This is a genomic window from Fulvimarina manganoxydans (genome assembly GCF_900176465.1).
GTDB classification, from domain to species: Bacteria; Pseudomonadota; Alphaproteobacteria; order Rhizobiales; family Rhizobiaceae; genus Fulvimarina; species Fulvimarina manganoxydans.
Genome location: NZ_FWXR01000019.1, coordinates 33,146 through 60,056 on the forward strand (window position 1 = coordinate 33,146; position 26,911 = coordinate 60,056).

At 62.6% G+C, this 26,911-nt stretch carries 21 protein-coding genes and 1 pseudogene; 9 read left to right on the forward strand and 13 right to left on the reverse strand.

Features of this window, described 5'->3' with window-relative positions:
• Positions 1-7: 7 nt before the first annotated feature.
• The 5 genes and pseudogenes from B9A15_RS17205 to cyoA form a co-directional block, all read right to left on the reverse strand.
• The gene (locus B9A15_RS17205) at positions 8-751 is read right to left on the reverse strand and encodes an SURF1 family protein (RefSeq protein WP_244557011.1); all 744 of its coding nucleotides are present in this window, start codon (positions 749-751) and stop codon (positions 8-10) included.
• A 138-nt stretch (positions 752-889) separates the two neighbouring features.
• A pseudogene (cyoD, locus tag B9A15_RS17210) lies at positions 890-1,309 on the reverse strand (cytochrome o ubiquinol oxidase subunit IV); the annotation flags it as partial.
• Entirely contained in the window at positions 1,306-1,941 is a 636-nt protein-coding gene (gene cyoC / locus B9A15_RS17215; protein ID WP_084411764.1) for a cytochrome o ubiquinol oxidase subunit III, read from the reverse strand. The pseudogene cyoD and the gene cyoC, both read right to left, overlap by 4 nt.
• Before the next feature lie 4 nt (positions 1,942-1,945).
• Entirely contained in the window at positions 1,946-3,949 is a 2,004-nt protein-coding gene (cyoB, locus tag B9A15_RS17220; RefSeq protein WP_084411765.1) for a cytochrome o ubiquinol oxidase subunit I, read from the reverse strand.
• A 72-nt stretch (positions 3,950-4,021) separates the two neighbouring features.
• Positions 4,022-5,152, reverse strand: a complete 1,131-nt coding sequence (gene cyoA, locus B9A15_RS17225) for a ubiquinol oxidase subunit II (RefSeq protein ID WP_084411766.1) — start codon at positions 5,150-5,152, stop codon at positions 4,022-4,024.
• Between the two features lie 199 nt (positions 5,153-5,351).
• Between cyoA and B9A15_RS17230 the strand changes: the two genes are divergently transcribed.
• The 7 genes from B9A15_RS17230 (at position 5,352) to cbiB (ending at position 15,343) form a co-directional block, all read left to right on the forward strand.
• Positions 5,352-6,674 (forward strand): MFS transporter, encoded by a 1,323-nt coding sequence (locus B9A15_RS17230; RefSeq protein WP_084411767.1) that lies wholly within the window; start codon positions 5,352-5,354, stop codon positions 6,672-6,674.
• Between the two features lie 69 nt (positions 6,675-6,743).
• Positions 6,744-7,664 carry a LysR family transcriptional regulator gene (locus tag B9A15_RS17235; RefSeq protein ID WP_084411768.1) on the forward strand — a complete coding sequence of 307 codons (921 nt, stop codon included), beginning with the start codon at positions 6,744-6,746 and terminating at the stop codon, positions 7,662-7,664.
• A 391-nt stretch (positions 7,665-8,055) separates the two neighbouring features.
• A complete protein-coding gene (locus B9A15_RS17240) occupies positions 8,056-10,332 on the forward strand; it encodes an ATP-binding protein (RefSeq protein WP_244557012.1) in 2,277 nt (758 codons plus the stop codon).
• A complete protein-coding gene (locus tag B9A15_RS17245; protein WP_084411769.1) occupies positions 10,320-10,793 on the forward strand; it encodes a response regulator in 474 nt (157 codons plus the stop codon). The genes B9A15_RS17240 and B9A15_RS17245 overlap by 13 nt, the downstream gene beginning before the upstream one ends.
• Positions 10,790-12,211, forward strand: coding sequence for a sensor histidine kinase (locus B9A15_RS17250; RefSeq protein WP_084411770.1), 1,422 nt, complete (start codon positions 10,790-10,792; stop codon positions 12,209-12,211). Before B9A15_RS17245 ends, B9A15_RS17250 begins: the two co-directional genes overlap by 4 nt.
• Positions 12,212-12,587: 376 nt before the next feature.
• Complete coding sequence (locus B9A15_RS17255) at positions 12,588-14,234, forward strand: DUF4214 domain-containing protein (RefSeq protein ID WP_170923342.1); 1,647 nt, start codon at positions 12,588-12,590, stop codon at positions 14,232-14,234.
• 131 nt (positions 14,235-14,365) lie between these two features.
• On the forward strand, positions 14,366-15,343 hold the full coding sequence (gene cbiB / locus B9A15_RS17260) for an adenosylcobinamide-phosphate synthase CbiB (RefSeq protein ID WP_084411772.1): 978 nt from the start codon (positions 14,366-14,368) through the stop codon (positions 15,341-15,343).
• A 110-nt stretch (positions 15,344-15,453) separates the two neighbouring features.
• Here the strand turns inward: cbiB and B9A15_RS17265 are convergent, their stop codons facing one another.
• The 6 genes from B9A15_RS17265 to B9A15_RS17290 all read right to left on the reverse strand — a co-directional run bounded on the left by B9A15_RS17265 (position 15,454) and on the right by B9A15_RS17290 (position 21,066).
• Positions 15,454-15,912 (reverse strand): NfeD family protein, encoded by a 459-nt coding sequence (locus B9A15_RS17265; protein WP_084411773.1) that lies wholly within the window; start codon positions 15,910-15,912, stop codon positions 15,454-15,456.
• 7 nt (positions 15,913-15,919) lie between these two features.
• On the reverse strand, positions 15,920-16,960 hold the full coding sequence (locus B9A15_RS17270) for an SPFH domain-containing protein (protein WP_084411774.1): 1,041 nt from the start codon (positions 16,958-16,960) through the stop codon (positions 15,920-15,922).
• Between the two features lie 179 nt (positions 16,961-17,139).
• Positions 17,140-18,207 (reverse strand): ferrochelatase, encoded by a 1,068-nt coding sequence (hemH, locus tag B9A15_RS17275; RefSeq protein ID WP_084411775.1) that lies wholly within the window; start codon positions 18,205-18,207, stop codon positions 17,140-17,142.
• Positions 18,208-18,372: 165 nt separating this feature from the next.
• Positions 18,373-18,738 carry an Omp10 family outer membrane lipoprotein gene (locus B9A15_RS17280; protein ID WP_084411776.1) on the reverse strand — a complete coding sequence of 122 codons (366 nt, stop codon included), beginning with the start codon at positions 18,736-18,738 and terminating at the stop codon, positions 18,373-18,375.
• A 329-nt stretch (positions 18,739-19,067) separates the two neighbouring features.
• Positions 19,068-19,514 carry a nuclear transport factor 2 family protein gene (locus B9A15_RS17285; protein ID WP_084411818.1) on the reverse strand — a complete coding sequence of 149 codons (447 nt, stop codon included), beginning with the start codon at positions 19,512-19,514 and terminating at the stop codon, positions 19,068-19,070.
• Positions 19,515-19,620: 106 nt separating this feature from the next.
• Positions 19,621-21,066 (reverse strand): homospermidine synthase, encoded by a 1,446-nt coding sequence (locus B9A15_RS17290; RefSeq protein WP_084411777.1) that lies wholly within the window; start codon positions 21,064-21,066, stop codon positions 19,621-19,623.
• A 414-nt stretch (positions 21,067-21,480) separates the two neighbouring features.
• Between B9A15_RS17290 and B9A15_RS17295 the strand changes: the two genes are divergently transcribed.
• Both B9A15_RS17295 and B9A15_RS17300 read left to right on the forward strand, forming a co-directional pair.
• Positions 21,481-22,083: a LabA-like NYN domain-containing protein gene (locus B9A15_RS17295; protein ID WP_084411778.1), complete on the forward strand. Its 603-nt coding sequence runs from the start codon at positions 21,481-21,483 to the stop codon at positions 22,081-22,083.
• Positions 22,084-22,130: 47 nt separating this feature from the next.
• Complete coding sequence (locus tag B9A15_RS17300) at positions 22,131-22,784, forward strand: uracil-DNA glycosylase (RefSeq protein ID WP_084411819.1); 654 nt, start codon at positions 22,131-22,133, stop codon at positions 22,782-22,784.
• Between the two features lie 451 nt (positions 22,785-23,235).
• Here the strand turns inward: B9A15_RS17300 and B9A15_RS17305 are convergent, their stop codons facing one another.
• Positions 23,236-24,849, reverse strand: coding sequence for a peptidoglycan L,D-endopeptidase MepK (locus B9A15_RS17305; protein WP_084411779.1), 1,614 nt, complete (start codon positions 24,847-24,849; stop codon positions 23,236-23,238).
• Positions 24,850-25,123: 274 nt separating this feature from the next.
• The gene (locus tag B9A15_RS17310) at positions 25,124-26,617 is read right to left on the reverse strand and encodes a sigma-54-dependent transcriptional regulator (protein ID WP_084411780.1); all 1,494 of its coding nucleotides are present in this window, start codon (positions 26,615-26,617) and stop codon (positions 25,124-25,126) included.
• Between the last annotated feature and the right edge of the window lie 294 nt (positions 26,618-26,911).

A 26,911-nucleotide genomic window follows, 5' to 3' on the forward strand; every position in this document is an offset into this window, starting at 1 on the left:
CCGCCTGTCACGAAGCCCCCATGCGCAGCGTCCTCTCATGGCGCCAGAGGATCGCGAGCCCTGCGAGAACCATCGCGGCGAGGGCGAACCAGGTGATCGCATAGATCAGATGGCTGTTGCGGAAGGACACGACCGTCAGCCCCGGCACCGGATAGCCGCCCTCGCTCATCCCGGCCGCATCGATGAAATAGGGAGCGACGGGACCCTCGATGCCTTCGGCCTTCGCAATCCCTGCGACATCGCGGGAATACCAGCGGCCGGCCACCGGGTCGTTGTCGCGCAGGAAACCGCCGCCGGTCTGGCTCATGCGCAAGAGGCCGGTGACGCGGCTTGTCTCTTTCTCGTCGAGACCCGTTGACGGATCGAAATCGCGCGATGGAACGAAGCCGCGATTGACGAGGACGGTGAAGCCGCGATCCGTTCGAAGCGGGGTCATCAGCCAATAGCCGCTGCCAAGATCGGTGGAGGCGAGGGCGAATGCGGATTTTGCCGGGAGAAGCCGGCCTTCAGCGGCTACATGGCGATATTCGTCGCCTTCGAAGGAGAGGTTCGGCCAAGTCTCGGGGCCGGGCGCCGGAATGGCCGGGGCGCTCACGCGCTCGTTCACGGCGGCGATAAGATCGAGCTTCCAGGCCCGCCTTTCGATCTGCCAGACACCGAGCGAGACGAAAAGTGCGAAGAGAGCGAGGCCGGCGAGCCCAAGTGCGAGAAGGCTTCCGACCGAGCGCGGACCGCGCTCCGGCTTACGCACGTTTTTCGGATCCATCTCGCGCCGATGCGTCATGAGCGGCGGTCAGCCGCCATGGGCGCCGTGATCCATGCCCGGCATGGCGCCGCCCGATTGGCCCGCGTCCGGTTCGGTGCCGGTGCTCTCCATGGCGCCGCCTTCCGGCATCTCCATCATGTTCATCGGCATCATATTGGTGTTGAGATGGTACATCACCCACAGGGAGCCCGAGACGGTGATGCCGACGAGCACGACCGTGAAGATCAGCGCCATCACCGTCCAGCCGCCTTCCGAGCGGCTGTCCATGTGCAGGAAATAGATCATGTGGACGACGATCTGGGTGACCGCGAAGACGATGACGATCATCGCCGTCGTCGTCGCGCTCTCGATCGGCCGCGCCATGACCAGCCAGAAGGGAATGGCGGTGAGGACGACCGACAGGACGAAGCCGGTCAGATAACCCTTGAGGGTGCCATGGGCGGCGCCGCCCTCGTCATGGACATATTGGGTCGCGCCATGCCCCTCATGTCCATGGTGGGTCGACGTGTCGCCAGCGTCGCCGGCATGCGATCCGGTGCTCATCGAAGGACCCCGAGCAGATAGACGAAGGTGAAGACGCCGATCCAGACGACGTCGAGGAAATGCCAGAACATGGACAGGCACATCAGCCGGCGGCGATTGTCGGCGATAAGGCCGCGCTGCTGGATCTGGACGAGCAGCACGACCAGCCAGATCAGGCCGAAGGTGACGTGTAGGCCGTGGGTTCCGACAAGCGTGAAGAAGGCCGACAGGAAGCCGCTGCGCTGCGGCGTCGCGCCTTCCATGATCAGATGCGCGAATTCGTAGATCTCGATACCGAGAAATGCGAGGCCGAAGAGGCCGGTGATGGCCAGCCAGACCATGACCTGCTTCTGGCGATCATGCTGCATCCCGATCATGGCGAAGCCATAGGTGATCGAGGACAGAAGCAGCATGGTCGTGTTCAGCGCAACCAGCGGGAGCTCGAAGAGGTCGTGGGGGCCGGGCCCCGCGGCATAATTGCCGGAAAGCACGCCATATGTCGCGAAGAGGACCGCAAAGATGAGGCAATCGCTCATCAGATAGATCCAGAAGCCGAGCATAGTGCTCGCGCCTTCTTCGTGCTCGTGCTCCTCCTCGGCGAAGAAGACCGGTGCCGGCCGGTCCGCCGATGCTGCTGCCTGCAATTCGCTCATAGGATCAGCCCCGCTGCGAAATCGCCGCCGCATAGGCGGATTCGGTCGCGCTCACCTTGTCGGCCGGAATGGTGTAGCCGCGATCGTAATTGAAGGTGTGGGCGATCGCCGTGCCGATCAGCGCGATGAAACTGACGATGGCCAGCCACCAGATGTACCAGATCATCGCAAAGCCGAAGACGACCGAAAGCCCCGCCAGAATGATCCCCGCGCCGGTGTTCTTCGGCATGTGGATCGGCTTGAAGCCCTTCATCGGCCGCTGCATTCCGCGCGCCTTCATGTCCGCATAGGCGTCGAGATCGTGGACGATCGGAGTGAAGGCGAAGTTGTATTCCGGCGGCGGCGACGATGTCGCCCATTCGAGCGTGCGGCCGTTCCACGGGTCGCCCGTCACATCGGCGAGGGCCTCCCGGTTGCGGATCGACTGGAAGATCTGGATCAGAAAGGCCGCGATGCCGACCGCGATCATCGCAGCGCCGCAGGCCGCGATAACGAACCAGATCTGCAGCGAGGGATCGTCGAATTCCCGCAGGCGCCGGGTCACGCCCATCAGGCCGAGGACGTAGAGCGGCATGAAGGCAACGTAGAAGCCTCCGACCCAGAACCAGAAGCTGACCTTGCCCCAGAAGGGATCAAGCCGGAAGCCGAAGGCTTTCGGGAACCAGAAATTGATCGCCGCGAACATGCCGAAGAGCACGCCGCCGATGATGACATTGTGGAAATGGGCGACCAGGAACAGCGAGTTATGCACCGTGAAGTCCACCGGCGGCACCGCCAGGAGAACGCCGGTCATGCCGCCGATGGTAAAGGTGACGATGAAGGCGATGGTCCACATCATCGGCAGTTCGAAGCGGATGCGGCCGCGATACATGGTGAACAGCCAGTTGAAGATCTTCGCGCCCGTCGGGATCGAGATGATCATCGTCGTGATGCCGAAGAAGGAATTCACGCTCGCGCCATTGCCCATGGTGAAGAAGTGGTGGAGCCAGACGAGATAGGCGAGGATCGTGATGACCACGGTGGCGTAGACCATCGAGGTGTAGCCGAAAAGGCGCTTGCCCGAGAAGGTCGAGGTGACTTCGGAGAAGACGCCGAAGGCCGGCAGGATGAGGATGTAGACCTCCGGATGACCCCAGATCCAGATGAGGTTGAAATACATCATCGAATTGCCGCCGAGATCGTTCGTGAAGAAGTTCGTTCCCACGTAGCGATCAAGCGAGAGGAGGGCGAGGACGGCGGTCAGCACCGGGAAGGAAGCGACGATCAGGACGTTGGTGCAGAGCGAGGTCCAGGTGAAGACCGGGATCTTCATCATGGTCATGCCCGGCGCGCGCATCTTGATGATGGTAACGAGAAGGTTGACGCCCGACAGCAGCGTCCCGACGCCGGCGATCTGCAGGCCCCAGATATAATAGTCGACACCGACGCCCGGACTGTATTCGGCCCCCGACAACGGCGGGAAGGCGAGCCAGCCGGTGCGCGCGAATTCGCCGACGAAGAGCGACATCATGATGATGACGGCGCCGGCCGTCGTCATCCAGAAGGAGAAATTGTTGAGGAAGGGGAAGGAGACGTCGCGAGCGCCGATCTGCAGCGGCACGACATAGTTCATGATGCCGGTGATCATCGGCATCGCCACGAAGAAGATCATGATCACGCCATGGGCGGTGAAGACCTGATCATAGTGATGGGCCGGCAGATAGCCTTCCGAACCGTTGAAGGCGATGGCCTGCTGCAGGCGCATCATGATCGCGTCGGCAAAGCCGCGCAGAAGCATCACGATCGCCAGGATCATATACATGATGCCGATCTTCTTGTGATCGACCGTCGTGAACCACTCCGACCACAAATAGCCCCAGAGCCGGTATTTGGTGATCGCGTAGAGAAGCGCGCCGCCAGCCATCGCCACGACGAGAAAGGTCGTGACGAGGATCGGATCGTAATAGGGGATGGCATCGAGCGTGAAGCGCCCGAAGATCAGTCGTGCAAGATCGATGTTGCCGAACATGTCTCTGCCTTGGTTCGTCGTCGTGTCGGGTGCGGCACGCTTTCGTCAAGCGCTCGCAGGGTCCGTTTCGCGTCAGTTGTCGTTGAGCTGCGGCGGAGCGACGCTGCCCTCGCCCTCATTGGCATTGTTCTCACCCGCGGGCTGATCGGAATGCGGCTGACGGTCGCTGGCCGGGGCCGTCGCGCCCTGGGGCTCGCCCGTGATGCCGTCCGACCCATGGCCGCCCGGCTCGAACGTGTCGATCGGATGGGCATCGAAGGTCAGCGCCTCGATGGGGATGTTCCGTTCGCCGCTGCCGCCCTGGGCGTTGATGTGATGGATCTCCTGCATGCACAGCTTGCCTTCGCGCACGCACATGCCGAGGATCGCCGGATAGAGCGCCTCGTCGACCGACGAGAAATACTGGACCGGCGCGGCCTCGCTCGGGCGCGCGAGTTCGAGATATTTTGCGCGATCCAGCGTCCCGCCTTCGGTCTTCGCCTTTTCGACCCAGGCGTCGAAATCCTGATCGCTGAGGCCGTGGAACTTGAATCGCATGTCGGAGAAGCCGGCGCCGTTATAATGCGAGGCGAGGCCCTGATAGACGCCCTCGGCATTGATCACGGCGTGGAGCTTGGTCTCCATTCCCGGCATCGCGTAGATCATGCCCGCCAGGGTTGGGACATAGAAGGCATTCATCACCGACTCGGCCGTCAGCTTGAAGGTGATCGGCCGGTCCACGGGCGCTGCCAGCTCGTTGATCGTCGCGATCCCGTATTGGGGATAGATGAACATCCACTTCCAATCGAGTGCGACCACCTCGACCTCCAGCGGCTCGGCGCTCGTGTCGACCGTCTCGCTCGTCGTGATCGCGTCCAGCGGCCGATAGGGATCGAGGAGATGGGTTCCGACCCAGGTCACCGCACCAAGAATGACGATGATCAGGAGTGGCGCGGTCCAGATGACGAGCTCAAGCTTGGTCGAATGGTCCCAGTCGGGATCGTATCCGGAATGGGCCTTGTTCGCCGCGCGGTAGCGCCAGGCGAAAATGAAGGCCATCGCGATCACTGGGATGATGATCAGAAGCATCAGGCCGGTTGCGATCAACAGCATGTCGCGTTGACGCGCGGCAATGTCTCCGGCGGGAAAGAGGACGTCGTAATCGCCGCAGCCTGCAAGGAGAAAGGCGAGCGATGCCAGCGCGAATGTGCGTATGAGTCCCACGCGAACGATCCTGCTTTTTGGACTGTTCAGAGATGGCGGTCGGTGGTTGACTGCCGAACGGCCCTGGTATTGAACAATTTGTGCGATGCCACAAGAGCCGAAGCGCGTATAAGTGCCGCAAGGGGCCGCGCGCCGATGCAATGCGTTTCAATCCCGGCCTCCGTCTTTCCAGGGGCGCCGGCCGCTGTCGGGACAGACCATGAGCCAGGCCACTGCTAACGGATCGTTCGAACGCGATATAGCGGTCACGAATGCCGATCGTCACAGGCTCGATCCGAGCGAGATCGCCATTGGGGTGATCATCGGTCGCACCTCGGAATTCTTCGACTTCTTCGTCTTCGCCATCGCCTCGGTCATAGTCTTTCCCGCGCGCATCTTCTCCTTCACCGACCCGGTGACGGGCACGCTCTATTCCTTCGCGATCTTCGCGCTCGCTTTCGTAGCCCGTCCCTTCGGCACATGGCTGTTCATGACCATCGACCGGCGGCACGGAAAAGGCGTGAAGCTGACGATCGCCCTGTTTGGGCTCGGAACCTCGACGGTCGCCGTCGCCTTTCTGCCCACCTATGACCAGATCGGCATGGCCGCGGTCTGGCTCTTGGTCGCGCTGCGGATCGGGCAGGGCATCTCGCTCGGCGGAACCTGGGATGGTCTGGCCTCTCTCCTGGCAATGAACGCGCCCGAGAAGCATCGCGGCTGGTGGGCGATGGTGCCCCAGCTTGGCGCGCCCTTCGGCCTCATCGTCGCATCCGGTCTCTTCGCCTTTTTCCACGGTTTCCTGCCGAAAGAGCAGTTCCTGGATTTCGGCTGGCAGTTTCCCTTCTTCTGCGCTTTCGCGATCAATGTGGTCGCTCTGTTCGCGCGGCTGCGCATCGTCGCGACGCCGGAATATGTTCACCAGTTCCAGCGTCGGGAGTTGCAGGCGACCCGGTTGCGCCAGACGGTCCGCTCCTATGGCCGCTTCATCGTGATCGGCGCCTTCACGCCCCTGGCGAGCTTCGCGCTCTTCCACATGGTGACGGTCTATCCGCTCTCCTGGATCGCCCTCTTCACCGACGACAACGTCACCCACTTTCTCATCATCGAGGGTTTCGGCGCTGCTGTCGGAGCGATCGCGATCATCACCTCGGGCTTCCTGGCCGACAAATATGGCCGACGTCAGGTCCTCTGGATGTGCGCCGTCCTCATCGCGATCTTCTCCGGCTTCGCGCCTTCAATGCTCGACCAGGGCACGGCCGGCGAGATCATCTTCATGGTCACCGGCTTTGCCCTCCTGGGCGTCACCTTCGGCCAGTGTTCGGGCGCCGTCGCTTCGAACTTCCCGCGCTCCTATCGCTACACGGGCTCGGCTCTCGTCTCCGATCTCGCCTGGCTCTTCGGCGCGGGCTTCGCGCCCTTCGTCGCGCTGTTCCTGTCCGATCTCTTCGGGTTGATCGCCGCCGGCGCCTATCTTCTGTCCGGCGCGATCTGCACCCTGCTCGCCCTGCGCTACAACGAGCGTGTCGAATATTCCGAGGAGTGATCGCGGGCGCGTCCTTGCCGCCCCGCCGGTCGAAGCGTCGGGGCGCGTCATGTCCGAAGAGGGCGGGTCATGGCTGACGGGCTGGAAGGCCTTTCGTGGGACGACATCAGGCTGATCGGGCTGATCGCTGAAACGCGCTCCCTGCCGGCGGCCGCGGCGGAACTCGGCGCCCATCACTCGACCGTCTTCCGCCGATTGCGACAGATCGAGGCGGCGGTGGGCGCGCCGCTCTTCGAGCGCGACGGCACGCAGCTAGTCGCGAGCGGGCCGGGCGAAGAGATCGCGGCCCTGTCGCGCCAGATGCGGGACGCCGTGGATGCCGCCACCTTGAAGCTGAAAGGGCGCGAGGCGCTGCCGGCCGGCGAATTGCGCGTGGCCACGAATGATTCGCTCCTCATCGGTCTGCTCACGCCGATCTTCGCGCGCTTCCGCGCCGCCTGCCCGGATGTCCATCTCGACGTCATCGTCTCGAACCAGGCGCTCAATCTGTCACGGCGCGATGCCGATGTGGCGATCCGCGCAACCGATTCGCCGCCCGAGACGTTGGTCGGGCGCCGGCTGGCACGCATCGCCTGGGCCCAGTTCGGCCCCGCCGGCGGGACGTCTGCCATCGATGCGGGGGGCGATGAGACGCCCTGGATCGCGCTCGGCGAGACCATGGGTGCCATGAAGGTCGTGCGCCACGCGCTGGCGGAAAAAGGCTCAGACCAGCTGCGCTACAGGGTCGATACCGTGCTTGGCCTTGCCGCTGCGGTCGAGGCCGGTATCGGCATCGGCCATCTTCCCTGCTTCGTCGGCGATCGCTCGCCCAGTTTGATGCGTCTTGGACCTGTCGAGCCATCCTTCTCGACTGATCTCTGGCTGCTGACCCATGCGGATCTTCGCCATGCGGCGCGGGTGAGGGCATTTACCGATTTCGTCGCCGCAGAGATCGCAGAGCTGCGGCCGCTCATCGAAGGGGCGCGTTCTGACGAAACGGTGACCGCTTGAGATAGCTTGGTTCGAGAAGAGTTTTCATGCGCCGCTCAGCAAGAAATTCGACCGAAAAGATCGATAGATAGTGCTAAGCTCTTGTTTCGCCGAATAGTCCGTGCCGCAATTCGATAAGGCTGCTCGCGGCCAAGCTCAATCGTCGCCGTTTGATCGCGTGCGACAAATTCCGGGGCCCACCCTGACATCAGTGCGTCAGACCTCTATAAAGGTCAGGAGTGAACGGTCTTAATCGGATTGGTGGACGGGTGAGGGCTACCGATCTTCAGCCAATGACAGCGCTGCTTGCTTCTGCTCGGTCTCAACGACATGACCGGTAAGGTCCGCTGCGTTCGGCCGCCACCGCTCCGCCGTCGGTCGCCTTTCCCGGCCGGCGGAACACAGGACATGCATGATGGATGACGAAGGAAGACCCTTCGGGACAAGCCCGGCGAGTGGTGATCTCGACGCCTGCGCGCGCGAGCCGATCCACGTTCCGGGACATATTCAGCCTCACGGCCTTCTGCTTGTGATCGAGCCGGACTCGCGTGCCGTCTTGCAAGCAAGCGACAATCTGGCGGGCTTCGGGCTATCGGTCGACGGCGCGATCCCTGGGGCGGGGCTGAAAGAGGTCGTCGGGGGCGATGCGGCGACCGAAATCGAATCGGCCCTCAACGCTTTCTCCGCCGGCGAGGGACCGACCCTTCTCGGCCCGGTGACGATCCATGACCGGGTGTTCGATCTCGTCGTTCATCAGGTCGGAGACCGCTTGATCCTGGAATTGGAGGTTGAAACGGCGGACTCGCCGCGCGGCTCTCTCGATGGGCTTTATCCGCATATCCAGGCTTTTGTCGGAAGCCTGCCGGCCTTGTCCGATGAGGAAAGCCTCGGCAGCGCGGCTGCCGCGAAGATTAGGGAGCTGACTGGCTTCGACCGCGTCCTCGTCTATCGGTTCGACGAGGATTGGAACGGCACGGTCGTGGCGGAGGCGCGGGGCGAACGTCTGCCCTCCTATCTCGATCTGCGTTTTCCCGCTTCCGATATCCCCGCCCAGGCGCGCGAGCTCTACAGGCTGAATCGGCTCCGCCTGATCCCGGATGCCGATTATGTGCCAGTCCCGGTTCACCCGGAACGCGATCCTGCGACAGGGGCTTTGCTCGATCTATCGCTTTCGGTCCTGCGCAGCGTCTCGCCGGTCCATGTACAATATATGAAGAATATGGGGACGCCGGCCTCCATGTCAGTCTCCATCCTCGACGAGGGGCGGCTCTGGGGCCTGATTTCCTGCCATCATGGCGAGCCGCGCCGGGTCCCTGCCCATGTGCGCACAGCCTGCGATTTCGTCGGCCAGATCCTCGCCATGCAGATCGGCGCCAAGGCTCGCAGCCAGATGACGAGCGAGCGCGTGAAGCGCCACGAGATCGAGGCCCGGCTCCTCTCGGCCATGAGCGAAGCTTCGAGCTTTGAGGAAGGGCTCGCGGCGATGCCGGACGAGCTCCTCGCGTTAACCGACGCGGCGGGCGCCGCGATCGTTTCAGATGGCCAAGCCTGGCTTCTGGGCCGCACGCCCGACGAGGCGGATGTGCTTGCGATCGGCGATTGGCTCTTTGCCCATCATCCGGCCGAGGGCGTCTATTCGACGCCGTCGCTTGGCCGCGAGAGCGCGCCCTTCGAGGGCCTGGCATCGACGGCCGCTGGTCTCGCGGCCATCGCCATCTCGCAGGTGCGACCGAGCTTCGTCATCTGGTTCCGCCCTGAGGTGATCGAGACGGTGCGCTGGGGCGGCGACCCCCGCAAGCCACAGGAGCCTTCGGAAGGCCGGCTCGACCCGCGCACCTCCTTCGAGATGTGGAAAGAGACAGTGCGCGGCCGATCCGAGCCCTGGAGCCGCCCGCAGATCGAAGCCGCTGGTAGCCTGCGCAACGCCATTGTCGGCATCGTCATGCGCAAGGCCGAGGAGATGGCGGCTTTGACCGAGGAGCTGAAGCGCTCGAACAAGGAGCTTGAGGCGTTCTCCTATTCGATCAGTCATGATCTCCGGGCTCCGTTCCGACACATCGTCGGTTTCGCCGAACTCTTGAAGGAAATGGACCCGGTTGCCGAGGACTCGCGAGCCAGCCGCTATGTGGATACGGTGATCGAATCGGCCCATTCGGCCGGCCGGCTCGTCGACGACCTTCTCGCCTTCTCTCAGATGGGCCGTACGAAGCTGACGCCCATCCGGCTCGACATGAACAAGCTGGTCGACGAGGTCATGCGCATGCTTCGGCCGGACTGGGAGGGGCGAGGCATCGAATGGGAGATTTCGAGCCTCCCGCGTGCTTGCGGAGACCCCTCCTTCATGCGCTCGGTCTGGCAGAATCTCATCGCCAACTCGATAAAATACACGCGCGGCACGGATCCGAGCCGGATCGTCATCGAGGGCGAGGAGCGGGACGACACCTGCGTCTATGTCATTCGTGACGACGGGGTCGGATTCGACATGGCGTATGTCGACAAATTGTTCGGTGTCTTTCAGCGTTTGCACCGTATCGAGGACTATGAAGGCAGTGGTATCGGCCTTGCCAATATTCGGCGCATCGTCGAGCGCCATGGTGGAAAGGTCTGGGCCGAAGGAGAGGTCGGAAAAGGAGCGATCTTCTCCTTCTCGCTGCCGAAACGATCAGAGGGTGACACATGTCAGAACTGAAGCCGATCCTTCTGGTCGAAGACAATCCGAAGGATCTCGAACTGACTTTGCATGCCTTGGAGCGCTCGCAGCTCGCCAATGAGGTCGTGGTCGCGCGCGATGGGGCCGAGGCGCTCACCTGGCTGGCTGGCGGAGGCGCGGATCCGGCCGCTGATGCGCGCGATCCGGCCGTCGTGCTGCTCGATCTGAAACTGCCCAAGGTCGATGGCCTCCAGGTTCTGGAGAACATCAAGCGGGATCCCGATCTGCGACACATCCCGGTCGTCATGCTGACCGCTTCGAAGGAAGAGAGCGATCTCGTCAGCTCCTATTCGCTCGGCGTCAACGCCTTCGTGGTCAAGCCCGTGGATTTCAAGGAGTTCTTCAAGGCGATCCAAGAGATCGGCATGTTCTGGGCGATCCTCAACGAGCCTTTTCCGCGACGGGCGCGTCAAACGCCAATGAAGGTGACCGAAGCGTGACGCGGCCCGTTCAACCCGTGCGCATCCTTCATCTGGAGGATAGCGATCTCGATGCCGATCTCATAACGGAGCATCTGCGGATCGGCGGCGTCGCCCATCGCACGGACCGTGTCTGGGAACGGGCCGATTTCGTGCGTCTCTTGTCGCGCGGCGGCTACGACCTGATTTTGGCGGACTATAAGCTGCCGAGCTTCGACGGTCTGTCGGCGCTCGACATCGCGCGCAATCTGGCGCCGGATCTGCCATTCATCTTCGTCTCCGCGACGCTCGGCGAGGAGGTGGCGATCGAGGCTTTGAAGAACGGCGCGACCGACTATGTCATCAAGTCACGCCTGGGGCGCCTTGCGACCTGCGTCGAACGGGCGATCCGCGAGACCCATGAGAGGCGGCGGCGGGAATCAGCCGAAGCGGAGAATTTCGAGACGAAGCAGCGGCTCAGCGCGGCGCTTTCGGTCGCTCAGATTGGCACCTTCGAGTGGGATGCGGAGAGCGACCAGTTGCTTCTCGATTCTCGCAGCCGGGCGATTTTCGATCTCGGCAATGAGGAGCGCGTGATGGCGGACACGCTGCGCGCGCGTCTCGTCGACGAAGACCGAGAAAATGTGCGCGTCGCGATCAACGAGGCGATGGAGGGGCGCGAGCGGGTCGAGGTGGAGTTCCGTATCGAGCTTCCTAACGGAACGGTCCGTCATATCGGCACGATCTGCGACTGGTATGCCGGTCATGACGGGCGCTATCCGCGCGGCATCGGCGTGTTCAAGGACATCACGGATCGCAAGAACCAGGAGGAGCAGCAGGCGCTCGTCGTGCGCGAGCTTCATCATCGGGTGAAGAACAGCCTGACGACGGCCCAATCGGTGATCAACTTCACCCTGAAGACCTCGCCAAGCTTCGACGATTTTCAACGCAAGATTTCGGCTCGGATCGCCTCGCTCGCCCGCAGCCATTCGCTGCTCACTCAGAACGAATGGGGCGCTGTCAGTCTGGAAGACATTCTGCGCTCCGAACTCGCTCCCTACGATCCGGATGCCATGCGCGGCCAACTCTCCGGCCCGCCGGTCTATCTGCCCTCGGACCTGTCATCGACCTATGCAATGGCCTTTCACGAGATGACGACCAATGCGGTGAAATACGGCTCGCTTTCGGTGCCGCAGGGAGTGGTCAAGATCGATTGGCAGGTGGAACGGCAGGAGGATTGCGAGATCCTCACTCTGTCCTGGACCGAGCGTGGGGGGCCGCCGATCACGACCCCGCCCACCCGGCGCGGCTTCGGCTCAACGCTGCTCGATCGGCTGCTCGCCGTCCAGCTCAATGGGCGGGTCGATACCAATTACGGTGAGAGTGGAGCGCGGATCGTCATCGAGAGCCGGCTCGCCATCCGCAAGCCGCCGGTCGTTCCACCCAGGACCGCAGCCTGAACGTGCGAAGCGTTTGAGCAAGGGCGGCAGACCTGATCGACCGGGCGGTTTCGCGAGCGTCCGATCTTACAAAAATGGAATGCGGAAAACGGGCGATGAGGCCGCCTATCGGCCTTTTGGGATCGTTTCATATTTGTAGTTGAGGGCAGGAAAAGTTGTAAAATAACCCAGCCATGCGGCGAAGATGACGCAACGGAAAATCGAAATCGCTTGTGACGTCAAGCAAATAAATATGCCATCGTGGCGTGGCAAGCCGATTGTCAAGAAATAGAAAGCGATCTATCGATTTCAACCGCTGATGCCCCCACGGTATCATCGGGCTGGGGGAGCCGCTTGGAAGCGGCTCTGGCCCTCGAAGACATCGGTCGATCGAACCATGAATTCCACATCCTTTATGAGCTCGCCGCTCGGTTTCGCGCCGCGGGAAAGCGTAACGCCGCTCGATGCCATCAACTGGACGACCGTGAAGGTCGGGCCCGTCGTCAATGTCTGGTTCGCCCCGGCCTATGAGGCGCCCAATGGCGATCCGGCGGAAACCACTTTGGCCTGGGCGGGCGCCGCCAAGGCAAGCGTCGAAGCTTCGCTGCAGGCGACCTCCAATGTCGCCAACATCACTTTCAACATCGTTCAAGACGCGGCTCAGGCCAATTGGGCCTTCTTTTTGTCGCCCACGATGCCTTCCGATAATAGCGAAGACGAGAGTCTGGGTTTCTTCCAGAATACCCGCAGCGAAATCGATTATGGCGGCGCGAAATACACCTTCGACGGCTACGGCATCTTCAACGCTTCGGCTTCGAGCTGGACCGATGCGGGTCTTCAGATGGGCGGCTCGGCCTTCACGACCGTGCTGCACGAGATCGGCCACGGCCTCGGATTGAGCCATCCCCATGACGACAGCGGCGAAGAGAATGACCCCAATCCGCCGGCAACGATCATGCGCGGCGTAACGGGAGCCTTCGGGTCTTATGGCGACAACGAATTGAACCAGTCCGTCTACACCGTCATGTCCTACAACGACGGTTGGCAGACCTCGCCGGCCGGTCCGCTGACGGATGTGGTCGCTTACGGCGCGAACGGTGGCTTCGGTGCGCTCGATATCGCGGTTCTGCAGGCCAAATACGGCGCCAATACCGGCTTTGCCGCCGGCGACAACGTTTACAATCTCCCGGCGTCGGACGGCGACGGCACCTTCTACATGTCGATCTGGGATACCGGCGGTGTCGACACCATCTCGGCCGCGCGCGCCAGCGCCGGAGCGATCATCGATCTGCGCGCCGCGACGCTCGATTACAGTGACACGGGTGGCGGCGTCGTCTCCTATGTCACGGGTGTCCATGGCGGTGTCACGATCGCCAATGGCGTCGTCATCGAAAACGTCATCGGCGGCCAGGGCGACGACAAGATCACCGGCAATGCAGCGAACAATGTGATCGCCGGCGACACTGGCAATGACACGATCGACGGCGGGGCCGGTCGCGACACCTCGCTTTACGGCCAGTCGCGCGCAAGCGCCGGCGTCACCGTCGAGAACGGTACCGTGACGGTCGCCGCCCAGGGCGGAACCGATACGCTCGTCAATGTGGAGCGTCTTCAGTTCACCGACGAAGGGCTCGCCTTCGATACGGGTGCTGGCGAGAACGCCGGCGTCGTCTTCCGCACCTATCAGGCGGCTTTCAACCGGGCACCGGACGAGCCGGGCATGGGCGTCTGGATCAAGGCCGCAGACCAGGGCATGAGCTTCGAGCAGATCGCGGCCGGCTTCCTCAGGTCGTCGGAATTCGAGACGGCTTATGGCGCCAACCCGACATCCGAGACCTATGTCTCCAAGCTCTATGAGAACATTCTCGGCCGGGCTGGGGAACAGAGCGGTATCGACTTCTGGCAGACCAAGCTGGCCGAAGGCGCGACGCAGGCTATGGTTCTCTACACTTTCGCTGAGAGCTCGGAGAATATTGACCGAACTGCTGCTTCGGTCGTCAATGGCGTGATCTACGATCTCGTTTCGGACGCCCTCGTCGCCTGACGCAGCCGTATCGGACACGATGTTCGAAAGCCCCGGCATCGCTTGGTGCCGGGGCTTTTTCTTTGCCTGCGCCTGTGACAAAGCCTTGCGCCTCATGATCGACCGCCTGTTCGGCGCCGGAAGAAAGACCCATGACGGCAGACCTCGCCATCCTGCTTTTCGCAAGCCTGCTCGACCGATCCGTCGGCGATCCGGATTGGCTATGGCGGCGCGTGCCTCATCCAGTCGTTCTGTTCGGGCGGGTGATCGACAAGGCCGATCGCCTTTTCAATCGCCCCGTCCTGTCGCCCGAAAGGCGCCGCCGCAATGGCACGGTCTTCATCGCCGTTCTTGTCGGTGCCGTGCTTTTGGGCGGGCTCGTCTTGTCGAGTGTCCTTCGACTCTTCGGCCCCTTGGGATACGCCGCCGAAATCTGCCTGGTAGCGGTGTTCCTTGCTCAAAAGAGCCTGTTCGACCATGTAGGTGCGGTGCGCGACGCGCTTTTGGCCGAAGGGCTTGCCGGCGGTCGCCGTGCCGTCTCGCTCATCGTGGGCCGAGATGTCGCGACCCTCGACACGGCCGGCGTTTCTCGCGCGGCAATCGAGAGCCTGGCGGAAAACCAGTCCGACGGCGTCGTCGCGCCCTGGCTGGCTTATCTCATCGGCGGGCTTCCCGGGCTTCTCGCCTATAAGGCGATCAACACCGCCGATTCCATGATCGGCCATTTAAGCGATCGCCATCGTGATTTCGGACGCGCGGCCGCCAAGCTCGACGACGTGGTCAATTGGCCGTCGGCGCGGCTGACCGCGATCCTCTATGTTGCAGCGGCGACGATCAAGGGGCTCGCCGCCTGGCGCCGGGTCTGGACCGTGGTCGAGCGCGACGCGCCGCTTCATCGCTCGCCCAATGCCGGCTGGCCGGAGGCGGCTATCGCGGCGGCGCTTAATCTGTCTCTGGGTGGGCCGCGCCGCTATGGCGATCTCGTCGTCGATGCGCCGAGCCTCAACGGGGAGGGGCGGCGGAGCGCCGGCCCCGGAGAGATCGATCAGGCTCTGTCGCTGACGAAGCTTCTCTTTGCGCTTCTCCTGGCCATCAATGCCGGGCTTCTTGCGATCTCCCTCCTTCTTTGAGGAATAATCATACGAAATCCGTTTGATCGCTTCGCGATACGGATTTCCAAGCTACTCAAACGCCGCGCGGGCTTTGATACAGGATTAGTCTCAATCAGCCGAATCCCGTATCACGCGGTTCCGGCACCGATCGGCTCGACCCGCAGCACGTTTCCATTGGCGCCGACGATGCGCACGCGGGTGCCCTTCGCTAGGTCCGGTCCTTCCACCGTCCACCAGCTGTCGCCGAGCGCGACCCGGCCGCGTCCCGCCTCGATCGCCTCGGAGAGCTTCGCCTCCCGCCCGATGAGGCGGTTGACGGGATTGTCGTCCTCGGAAGGGGGGCCGGTGCGTCCCGCCCGATAGAACCGTCCGCCGAGAAAGATCACGACGGCCGAGACGACGACGAAGGCCACGAGTTGCTGGCCGACGCCGAAAATCGAATCGCCCAGGAAGAAGGCATTGGTTCCGACGATCAGAGCGGCGATCCCGAAGAAGAGGAGATAGACCCCCGGAACCGCGAGCTCGAGGCCGAGAAGCAGGAAGCCGGCGACCCACCAAAGAATTTCGGGCGTGAAGAAGTCTCCCATGGCGCGCTCAGTCGCCTGACGGCATGGGCGGCGGCGCCGACGGGCCGGCGCGGAACTGGACATTCGGGCGCTGAGCCGTCTTTCGGCCGCCAGCCGCGTTTTGCGATCGACCATCGGAGGCATCGTCGCCGAAGGCTGCCCGCGCGAGTTCGGCGATGCCGCTGATTGAGCCAAGAATAGAGGAGGCTTCGAGCGGCATCAGCACGACGCGTTGATTGGGTGCCGTGGCGATCTTGCCGAGAGCTTCGGTGTATTTCTGGGCGACGAAATAGTTGATAGCCTGAACGTCGCCGGCGGCGATCGCCTCGGAGACCATCTGCGTTGCCTTGGCCTCGGCTTCGGCCAGACGCTCGCGGGCCTCGGCCTCGCGATAGGCCGCTTCCCGCTTGCCCTCCGCTTCCAGGATACGCGACGCCTTTTCACCCTCGGCCCTGAGGATCGCCGCATTGCGCGAACCTTCGGCTTCCAGGATTTCGGCGCGCTTTTCGCGTTCGGCCATCATCTGGCGAGCCATGGCGTCCACGAGATTCTTCGGCGGATTGATATCCTTGATCTCGATCCGCGTGATCTTGATGCCCCAGCTTGCCGAGGCCTGATCGACGACCCGCAGGATCTTTTCCGAAATCGAATCCCGGTTCGACAGAATGTCGTCGAGATCCATCGAGCCGAGGACCGAACGCAGATTGGTCATCACCAGATTGAGGATCGCATATTCCAGGCCGGAAACCTCATAGGCTGCCGCGCGCGCATCGAGGATCTGGTAGAAGGCGACGCCATCGGCCGCGACAGAGGCGTTGTCGCGGGTGATGACCTCCTGGGTGGGGATGTCGAGGACCTGCTCCATCATGTTCATCTTGTGCCCGATGCGCTCGATGAAAGGCACGATGATGGAAAGGCCCGGCGTCAATGTGCGGGTATAGCGGCCGAAATTCTCGACCGTGTAGTTATAGCCCTGCGGCACGATCTTGATCGTCGAGGCAAGAACGATCAGTGCCACGACGACGATGACGAGGAGGGCGATCAGCCCTGGCGATAGGATCGGATCCATGGATCGGGTCTCTTCTTATGCGGCCACAGCATGTGGCCGGTTGCCAAGACCCTATCCGATGGCCGGTTCGAAAGAAAAGTCGCACGCGATATGGAGACAAGGAGCGCGTATTGGCCGAAATTTGCGCCGCCGCCGCGTAAGCTCGGTGGGCCAACAGTGCCCGATCAGGCACCTTAAGTTCAAAGATCGGCGATCCAGCCCTTCAGCTCGCGGCGCACCATCGCCTCGATGACATCCATGCCGGGCTCTGAATCATTGAGGCAGGGGATGTGGCTGAACTTTTCGCCGCCCGCCTCGTGGAAGATCTCGCCGGCCTCGCCCGCGATCTCTTCGAGCGTCTCCAGACAATCAGAAACGAAGCCCGGATTGAGCACGGCGATACGCTTGATCCCTTCCTTGGGCAGGGCCTCGACGGTCTTGTCGGTATAGGGCTGGAGCCATTCCTCCGGCCCGAATCGGGACTGGAACGTCGTCATCAGCCGCCCCTCCGGCCAGCCGAGACGTTCGCGCAAGAGGCGCGTCGTCTTGTGGCAATGGCAATGATAGGGGTCGCCCTTGCGGAAATAGCTCTGCGGAATGCCGTGATAGGAGGCGATCACGCGCTCGGGCTCGAAATCGAGCGTTTCGAGATGGGTTTCGATCGAGCGGGCGAGGGCGTCGATATAGACCGGCTCGTCGTGATAGGCGGGCACGGTGCGCACGGCCGGCATCCAGCGCTTGCTCATCATGTGCTGGAAGAACTTGTCATTCACCGTCGCGGTCGTAGACGCCGAATATTGCGGATAGAGCGGGTAGACGAGGATGCGCTCGCAGCCCTGTTCCATCAGGGCGTCGGTGCGCTCGGCGATCGAGGGATTGCCGTAGCGCATGCCCCAGTCGACGACGAGATTGCCATGCATGGCGAGGCGTTGGGCGAGCTTCTCTCCTTGGGCGCGGGTGAAAGTGCGCAAGGGGGATTCGTTCTTTTCGGTGTTCCAGATCTCGGCATAGGCCGCGCCGGATTTCTTCGGCCGCGTATTCAGAACGATGCCGTAGAGAATCGGATACCAGGCGATCTTTGGCCATTCGATGACGCGGCTGTCGGAGAGAAATTCCTTCAGATAACGGCGCATCGGCTTGAAATCCGTGCCGTCGGGCGTGCCGAGATTGACGAGAAGCACGCCGACCTTGGGTTCGCGCACGACCGGATGGCCGTCCGGAAGAGGCCCGATCGCTCGTTCCGCCATGGTCTTCGTCACCGCGTTCATAGTCGCCGCCTCGCTCCTGTTCGTCTCGTCTTATGATGCGCGGGGCCAGAACGAGACCCGCCGCACGACGCTGACCGATATAGTCAATTTCGTGCGGCATGGAACGCGTCGAATCTGCGCGGGGGCAGGAAACGCTGTGTCACCTGCCTTACCGTGCTCGGTCGGTTAGGCGCGGGTCAGCTCGAACCGGCTGCCTGTCGACGTCGCGCAGGCCAGACGGTTGGTCTGAACCTGATTGCAATTGGCCGCGACCTCGTTGTTATTGGTCGTCGACCGATAAACGATGTTGATCTGGCCGGGGCCGAGATTGGAATAGGTGCCGCTCGCCAGGACACCGCCGGTGCCGGTCTCGGTCGATTGAAACCGACCATTTTGCAAAGAGACCGTGTAGGCGATAGGGCCGCCAACGGAGGCCCAGCGGCCTTCGATCCCCTGGGGCTGAGGCGGAAGGGCCTCCTGTCGTGGTTCGCTCACGCAGGCGGCAAGGCCGCTCGAGAGGGCAAGGCTGGCGATCAGGACACTGCGACGCATGATACGGGACCTATCGGTTCGATCCAAGGGAGAGCCTGTCGGCTTTTGCTGCCAGGCCGTTTTCAGGGCATCGGCTGGACGCGGCTGACGCGACCGTCGATCCGAAGCGATGTCCCGGCCGGGGAGGAGGCCGATAAGGCTCCAACTCCACGATCCCCGTCTTGCCGGTGGCGTTCGAATTGGCTCGTATCGCCCTGAATTCCGATTATCGCAATTTTAACGATATGTCATTGCGAGAGCGGACGGCGAAACCCTCCGATCTGAGGACACGGTTAACGTGGCCAAAGGCCGGTGCCGACGCGGAACGGGCGAGAACTCCCTCTTCGCTGTCAGGCGTCGTTCTGGGCGCGCTTCATCGGAATCACCGAGTGGATCGCGCCGAGCGTCTCCAAAGAGCGGATGCGGTCGTCGCCGGTGAAGGCGAACCAATACATGGTCGTGCCGGTCACCAAGGCCCCGGAATTTTCGTCGCGGCGCGACCAGTCGCAGCGGCTGGCCGCTTCGTCGCCTTCGCAGATGACGCCCCGCAGTTCGAACGTCAGATAGCTCGAGCGCTTGAGGAGTTCCTCGATGAAGGCGCGGGTCTCGGTTTCGCCACGCAGCTGGAACTCGCCTTCCATGCGCTCGAACCAGGGTTCGCTGGAGAGGGCGGCGTTGGAGCGCTGCGATACGACGGCGCCAGGATAGAAGTGTCGGGCAATCGTGCCGATCTGGCCCGACATGACAGCCGTCATGACCTCTTCGACCGCGTCTCGTCTCGCCTCTTGATTCGCCATATTGATCTCCGGTCGGCCGGCCCGCTCAGGACGAAGGGTCGGCCAGAAAGAAAGGACCGGCCACTGCCGGACCATCCTTCAACCAGCGAAGCTAAGCATTTGATCCTTATCGGACAAGGATATTGCGGAACTGCCAGGGGTCTTTCTCGTCGATATCCTCAGGAAAGAGGCCGGGACGATCGGTCAGCGGCGTCCAATCGGTGTAATAGCCGTTCACCGGGCCCAGATAGGGCGTCTGAACCTCCAGGCAGCGGCGATAATCCATCTCGTCGGCCTCGACGATACCGGATTCCGGGTTTTCCAGCGCCCAGACCATGCCGGCGAGAACCGCCGAAGTCACCTGCAGACCCGTCGCGTTCTGATAGGGCGCGATGTTGCGGGTTTCCTGGATCGAGAGCTGCGAGCCGTACCAATAGGCGTTCTTGTCGTGGCCATAGAGAAGCACGCCGAGTTCGTCGATGCCGTCCATGATCTCGTTCTCGTCGAGAACGTGAAGCACCGGCTGGGTTTTGCCCGCGGCGCCGAAAAGCTCGTGCAGGGAGAGCACGGCGTCGTTGGCCGGATGGTAGGCGTAATGGCAGGTCGGCCGATAGGTGACCTCGCCATCCTTGTTCTTATGGGTGAAGTAGTCCGCGATCGAGATCGACTCGTTGTGCGTGACGAGGAAGCCGTATTGAGCGCCGGGTGTGGGGCACCAGGTGCGCACACGGGTGTTGGCGCCGGGCTGCTCCAGATAGATCGCCGCCTTGCAGCCCTTTTTGTGCTCCTTGGCGTTCTTCGGCATCCACTTCTCATGGGTGCCCCAGCCGAGTTCCGAAGGCTGCATGCCTTCCGAGAGGAAGCCTTCAACCGACCAGGTGTTCCAGAAGACGCCCATCGGCTTGGGGTTATAGGCGCGCTGGGTGTCGCGCTCGGCGATGTGGATGCCCTTGACGCCGGACTTCTTCATCAGCTTGGCCCAGCCGGCGCGATCGCTGGCGGCAGGCTCCTCGAAGTCGAGACCGGTCGCTTGCGCGATATCGACAAGGGCCTTCTTCACGAACCAGGAGACCATGCCGGGATTGGCGCCGCAGCATGAGACCGCCGTCGTGCCACCCGGATTGGCCTTCTTTTCCTTCCGCACGGTCTCGCGCAGGGCGTAATTGGTGCGCTCGGCATTCGACATGTTCTTGTCGAAATAGAAGCCGAGCCAGGGCTCGACGACCGTGTCGATATAAAGAACGCCAAGCTCGCGGCAGAGCTTGATGAGGTCGAGCGAACCGGTGTCGACGGAGAGGTTGACGCAGAAGCCCTGGCCGCCGCCTTCGGTGAGCAAGGGGGTCAGAACCTCGCGATAATTCTGCTTGGTGATTCCCTGATGAACGAAGCGGATGCCGCGCTGGTCGAGGATCCAGCGATCGGCATCGTTGGGATCGACGACGATGAAGCGTGAGGGATCGTAGTTGAAGTGGCGTTCGATCAGCGGCAGCGTGCCTTTGCCGATCGACCCGAAGCCGATCATCACGATGGGACCATTGATGGTGCCGTGGGTCGGGTAGTCGGGATGGGCCATGAAGAAGAACCTCTCGTCTCGGCGCCGGATGCGGACAGAAGAATGAAACCCGCCTTTAGCTTTATAGACGGGTGGCCGGTCATGCGCTGCGCTAGACGGTTTCTGTGTCAAAGTGAAGGGGGAGCCTGCGGCTTCGAAGCGCCAAAAGGGCCGTGGGCAAGCCGCGACTCAGATCACGGGCTCTTGGAGATGACCGGCCGCGCATCATCGATCCCCTCGTTTCGGCGAAAGGTTGCCGAGTACATACCGCCGGTTTCAACAATGCTCGCGGTACACCTCATATTCGACAAAAGCGTATGACATCGGCTTGATCCAGAAAAATTCCCCTTGTACCGACAGGCGATCGACATCTTCGTTTTCGCGTTCTCACCAAACATTAACGCAACGCCTTCCAAACTTTCGAAAGCATCACCAATGTTCGACCAGCGCGAGAAAATCGCACTTTTTATCGATGGCGCTAACCTATATGCGGCGTCCCGAAATCTCGGATTCGACATCGATTACCGGAAAATGCTGACCTTCTTCCAGAAGAAGGCCTATCTCCTTAGGGCGTATTATTATACTGCATTGATCGAAGACCAGGAATATTCTTCCATCCGGCCATTGATCGACTGGCTCGATTATAATGGCTATCGGGTCGTGACCAAGCCGGCGAAAGAGTTCACCGACCCGTCCGGACGCCGCAAGGTGAAGGGCAATATGGATATCGAGCTCGCCATCGACGCGATGGAGCTCGTGGATACGGTCGATCACTTCGTTCTCTTCTCCGGGGACGGCGATTTCCGCTCGCTGGTGGATGCGCTGCAGCGTAAGGGCCGGAAGGTCTCGGTCGTCTCGACCCTGTCGACCCAGCCGCCGATGATCTCCGACGATCTGCGCCGCCAGGCCGATCACTTCATCGATCTGTCGAGCCTCAAGGCCGATATCGGCCGCAGCCAGGCTGAACGCGAAGCGCGGCTGGCCCGCCGGGCCGAGGCGGAAGCCAATCTGCCGGACGACGAAGACGACGATTATTGAGCGGCTCCGCAATGGCGACCTTTTCGCCTACCGGACAATCGGGTGATATGACCGGCGTTTCAGCCTATCCCGCTCGCGATTGCCCGCTCTGCCCTCGCCTGGTCGCTTTCCGCGAGGAATGGCGCGCAAAGGAGCCCGATTGGCACAATGCCCCGGTTCCAAGCTTCCTGCCGCCTGACGGGGCAGGGGCCGTCGAACTCCTGATCGTCGGTCTCGCGCCGGGTGTGCGCGGGGCCAATCGGACCGGCCGTCCCTTCACCGGCGACTATGCCGGCGATCTCCTCTATTCGACGCTTGCGCGTTACGGCCTCGCCAATGACAAGTTCGATGCGCGGCCCGATGATGGCCTCGTCCTGAATCGCACCGCGATCACCAATGCCGTGCGATGCGTGCCGCCGGAGAACAAGCCGGTAGGGGCGGAGATCGCCACTTGCCGAACCTTTCTCGAAGCGACGATTGCGCGGTTCGACAACTTGTCGGCGATCGTCACCTTGGGCAAGATCGCCCATGACTCGACGCTACGGGCGCTCGGGGTCAAGCTGAAGGATGCGCCTTTCTCCCATGGCGGGCGCTTTGAGATCGGCTCGGTGACGCTATTTTCGACCTATCACTGTTCGCGCTACAATACGAATACGGGCCGGCTGACACCTGAAATGTTCCATGCTGTCTTCGAGGCAGTGAGCACGCATCTCGTGCACTGATCCGGCTATCATCTCATCGCTTGTGCGCTTTGGATTTGGATTCAGCCGAGGGTAAACGGCTTGCGCTACGCCCGCGACGCATCGTCATTCTCGCTACGGAGACCGAGACAGACGATGCGCGGAAGGCGGGTCTGCAGGTTCAGCAGTCGGGACGAATTTCGGATGGCTTGATTGTTCAAGCACGCTGCTGAAGCGCGATGATGTGCGCAGGAGGGAAGCGTTATCCGCGAGCCCGGAGGCTGACATCCGCTTGAAGCTCCGACAAGTCTCGATCATTCCCGAATAGAACGGCGTCGGCAGCGCCCACGGGGCTGACGATGACTGGACGCCGGGGCCGTCCCTTCGCAGCGTCTATCGTCTCAAAGATAGGCTTCGAAGCGAACGCAAGACGCCGGGCGCGGAAGGAGACATCCCGTCTCCTTCCGCGCCCGGCTTTCTTTGCAACATTCGATCAGTTGGCCGCCTCGCCGAAGAATGCGACGGCCTCGAAGCGGGCTGCGATCTCGTCCTGGCTCTTGGTCGCGACTGGCTTGCGCGGTGCCGGGGGCAGGCTGTCGGCGACGCGGATCACACGGCCCCCCTTGCCGGAGAGGTCGGCGGCCATGGCCGCATCCTCTTCGGAGCTGGCCGCCGCCGCGATGGCGGCAATCGTGCGGGCTGTCTCTGAAGACTGTCTGACAACCGGCTCTTTAGCCTCCGCTTTGCGAACGCGCTCAGGTCGAGCTGACGGGGCGACGGCTGCCACTGTCGTCAGGGCCGCCTGCGTTTCGGCTTGTTTCGCAGGCCGGGTCGGAAGCTTCTCGGGCACTGCAGCGGCGACCGCTTCGCTGTTCAGAACCGTTGCGAAGGGCGGGCGCTGGCGCGGTGTCGGCACGGCATAGGCCAGCTCGCCGGCGGCCGTCTCGTTGACGCTTGGGCTCTCGCTTTCGAGGGCGGCGACCATGGTCGCGACCTCGTCTTGGGACGGCTCAGATGCTTCGACGGGCGCCTCGATCGTCGCGGGGACAGCGCGGCCAGGCGCCCAGCGCGGAAGCGGGATCTCGGACGGGGCGAGCGCGGCAATCACCGTGGCCGGCTCGGAGCTCGCGGCGTTGACGGCGGCAGCCGGAGCGTTGCGCGGATCGGAGCGCGTGTCGAAACCGGCGTCGAGCATGGCGACGGTCGGTTGCGGAATGGCGCCCGGCGTCGGGCGCGAGGTCGGGACGACGCTCGCAACGACCGGGGCCTGAGGCTGGCGAGCGGCCGGGGCGGACCGGGCCGGGCTCGTTGCAATCTCGGCCTCGTCCTCGGCCTCATCCGCGCCGCCATCGCCGAAGAGCATGGCGAGCAGGGTCTTGCCGCCGCCCGAGGAGCCGCCCGACGCGTTGGCGACTTCCAGGCTGGAAGACGAACGGCGCGACTTATAGGAGGCGAGGGCCTGCTGATAGCCAGGCAAAGGCTTGCCGTCGGACGGGACGTGGACCGTATTGCCATTCGGGAAGACCGCTAGCAGCTGCTTGCGGCTCATGCGCGGCCAATGGCGGGCATTGCCGGTGTCGAAATGGACGAAGGGCGAGCCGGACTTCGGATAATAGCCGACGCCGCCCACCTGCATCTTCAGGCCAATGGCGCGAAGCTTGGCGAGCGGAACGTCGGGAATGTAGAAGTCGAGCGCCTTGCCGACCATGTGCTGGCTCTTTTGAGCCTGGCCGCCACGGGTGCGCCGAAGCATGCTGTTGGTCGCCGGCGAGCGATAGCCGCAGATGACATGGATATAGTCGCGACTGCCCGACTGGCGATACGCTTCCCAGACCAAGTCGAGAAGCTTCGGATCCATGGTGATCTCCTTGCCCTTGCGCCAATCGCGCATGAACCAGTTGATCTTCTTCAGCTCACCCTGATCGTATCGGCCGTTGCGCTTATAGTCGAAGCTGGCGCGCTCACGGGTGTGAAGATTGTAGAATTTGAGGGTCCGCGTCTCGGCCTGGGCGGCAGGCACGGCCATGAGGAAGCTCAAGGCCATCGTTGCGGCGAGCATGGCCAGACGCCAGGTGCTCGCACCCGGTACGGCAGTCAGTCCGAACATCGAAGTCCAATCCCCTTCCGAATGACCAAATCGATCCCCGTATCCCTCGGGTGATCGCCGATCTCAGGATCTCGTCGACCCTTGCTGTCACAGATTCCGACGAACTGCGGCATAACGATGACAGTATGGCCCAATTCGAACATTCAGCCTTAAAATGCTTAAGGTCGGGTTAAGGTTAAAACTTGGTCGCCTGACAAGCTATTGGTTTCGCAGCCCTCCTGCCGCAAGGTCCGCTTCGCCCCTTAAGAGGCAAAGCGCCAGCGGACAGCGCAGGTCAGGACGCCGAAATATCGTATTCGCGCATCTTTCGATAGAGCGTCGAGCGGCCGATGCCCAGCCGACGCGCGATCTCGCTCATCCGGCCGCCATATTGGACGAGGGCAAGGCGAATGAGGTCGGCCTCGATATCCTCCAGGCGTCGCATATCGCCTTTCGAATCATGCAGCGCGACGGCGGATTGGGCGCCACCGCGCTCAAGATCGCCATAGGGAGACGGGTGCGTCTTCCGGGACATCAGCGGAGGGGCAGGCGTGACGAGGCCGTTGCCCGTGTGCCCTGCGGGCACTTCGGAGGCAGGCCCATCCGAGCCGGCTCGTCTCGCCTCGCTCATGGCGACGATCGGGCCAAAATCCATCGGCTGCAGAACGTCGCTATCGGCCAGGACGACAGCCCGATGAACGGCATTTTCCAACTGGCGGATATTGCCCGGCCAGTCGAAGCGTTCCAGGAGATCGATCGCAGCACCGGACAGGTGGCGGGCTGGCGACTGCGGTTCGCTTTCGCGAAAACGGGCGAGAAACTGCTCGGCAAGCATGCGAATTTCCGCCGGCCGGTCTCTCAAGGGCGGCACTTCGATCTCGAAGGCATTCAGCCGATAGTAGAGGTCCTGGCGAAAACTGCCGCGCCCCACCGCCTCATGCAGGCTGCGATTGGTGGCGGAGAGGATGCGCACATCGACCGGAACGGGCCGATCGCCGCCCACCGGATCGACAGTGCCCTCCTGTAGGACGCGCAGGAGCTTGACCTGCACCGCCGGGCTCAACTCGCCCACCTCGTCGAGAAGCAGCGTGCCGCCATCGGCCTCCCGGAACTTGCCGACATGGTCGCGGCCTGCGTCGGTGAAGGCGCCCTTGGCATGGCCGAAGAGGATCGATTCGGCGAGATCGGAGGGCAGGGCGCCGCAATTGACGGTCACGAAGGGCCTCGTCGCTCGTGGCCCATACGCCTGAATGGCTCGCGCGATCCACTCCTTGCCGACGCCGGTCTCCCCACCGATAAGAACGGGGATGGCCGATCGCGCCGCTTTCGTCGCCACCTGGACGACGGAGGCCATGGGGTCCGGCAGGGACAGGCGCTCGAGACTGACCGGACGACGCGCCGCGTGGGTCCCGGTCTCGAACATTCTGACGGCGCTCTTCAAGGTCTCCTTCAACCGGTCTGGCGCCACAGGCTTGACCACAAAGTCGAAGGCGCCAGCGCGCATGGCGGCGACGACTGTGTCGACCGAATCCTTGGCCGTCTGCACCACGACGGGGATTTCCAACCGACGGCGGCGCATCTCGGCCATCACCTCCGAGCCGCTCTTGTCGGGCATGACGAGGTCCAGCACGATGGCGGCGATGTCGCCGGCCTTGGGCCCCGCAAGGACGTCGAGAGCGGCGCGCCCGCCATCGCAGTGAATCGGCTGAAGACCCATCCGCGAGATATGGGCGTCGAGGAGCCGGCGCTGGATCGGGTCGTCGTCGACGACGAGAACCTTCTTGGTCATGGCTTGGCGTCCCTGTTGGATTTGTCCCCGTCTGAAGCGGGGTTGACCCAGACTGGCACGGTCCGCCTGAAGAGCCGGTCAAGGAACGCGGACAACGCTGTCCTAGCGATTTAAGGACAATTTGAATGGTCTGGACGTCTGGCAGACAGGGAAGCCGGCCTTTATGTAGCCGAGCATGACCAGGCTGACGCTTTGAGTGACCGACACGGCTTCGCTCACGGCGCCTTGCCCTCCTTATTGATGTGCCGAGTGGCCGAGAGACCGCTAATCTTTCGTTCGCTTAGTGCTCGAATC

Excerpts from the sequence above, each read along its gene's own strand:
- B9A15_RS17240 (WP_244557012.1), top strand. The coding sequence starts at position 8,056 with ATGATGGATGACGAAGGAAGACCCTTCGGGACAAGCCCGGCGAGTGGT.
- B9A15_RS17280 (WP_084411776.1), bottom strand. The coding sequence starts at position 18,738 with ATGCGTCGCAGTGTCCTGATCGCCAGCCTTGCCCTCTCGAGCGGCCTT.
- B9A15_RS17310 (WP_084411780.1), bottom strand. The coding sequence starts at position 26,617 with ATGACCAAGAAGGTTCTCGTCGTCGACGACGACCCGATCCAGCGCCGG.
- cyoB (WP_084411765.1), bottom strand. The coding sequence starts at position 3,949 with ATGTTCGGCAACATCGATCTTGCACGACTGATCTTCGGGCGCTTCACG.
- hemH (WP_084411775.1), bottom strand. The coding sequence starts at position 18,207 with ATGAACGCGGTGACGAAGACCATGGCGGAACGAGCGATCGGGCCTCTT.
- B9A15_RS17300 (WP_084411819.1), top strand. The coding sequence starts at position 22,131 with ATGACCGGCGTTTCAGCCTATCCCGCTCGCGATTGCCCGCTCTGCCCT.
- B9A15_RS17265 (WP_084411773.1), bottom strand. The coding sequence starts at position 15,912 with ATGGGAGACTTCTTCACGCCCGAAATTCTTTGGTGGGTCGCCGGCTTC.
- B9A15_RS17245 (WP_084411769.1), top strand. The coding sequence starts at position 10,320 with ATGTCAGAACTGAAGCCGATCCTTCTGGTCGAAGACAATCCGAAGGAT.
- B9A15_RS17270 (WP_084411774.1), bottom strand. The coding sequence starts at position 16,960 with ATGGATCCGATCCTATCGCCAGGGCTGATCGCCCTCCTCGTCATCGTC.
- B9A15_RS17235 (WP_084411768.1), top strand. The coding sequence starts at position 6,744 with ATGGCTGACGGGCTGGAAGGCCTTTCGTGGGACGACATCAGGCTGATC.
- B9A15_RS17285 (WP_084411818.1), bottom strand. The coding sequence starts at position 19,514 with ATGGCGAATCAAGAGGCGAGACGAGACGCGGTCGAAGAGGTCATGACG.
- B9A15_RS17255 (WP_170923342.1), top strand. The coding sequence starts at position 12,588 with ATGAATTCCACATCCTTTATGAGCTCGCCGCTCGGTTTCGCGCCGCGG.
- B9A15_RS17305 (WP_084411779.1), bottom strand. The coding sequence starts at position 24,849 with ATGTTCGGACTGACTGCCGTACCGGGTGCGAGCACCTGGCGTCTGGCC.
- cbiB (WP_084411772.1), top strand. The coding sequence starts at position 14,366 with ATGACGGCAGACCTCGCCATCCTGCTTTTCGCAAGCCTGCTCGACCGA.
- B9A15_RS17295 (WP_084411778.1), top strand. The coding sequence starts at position 21,481 with ATGTTCGACCAGCGCGAGAAAATCGCACTTTTTATCGATGGCGCTAAC.
- B9A15_RS17230 (WP_084411767.1), top strand. The coding sequence starts at position 5,352 with ATGAGCCAGGCCACTGCTAACGGATCGTTCGAACGCGATATAGCGGTC.
- B9A15_RS17290 (WP_084411777.1), bottom strand. The coding sequence starts at position 21,066 with ATGGCCCATCCCGACTACCCGACCCACGGCACCATCAATGGTCCCATC.
- cyoC (WP_084411764.1), bottom strand. The coding sequence starts at position 1,941 with ATGAGCGAATTGCAGGCAGCAGCATCGGCGGACCGGCCGGCACCGGTC.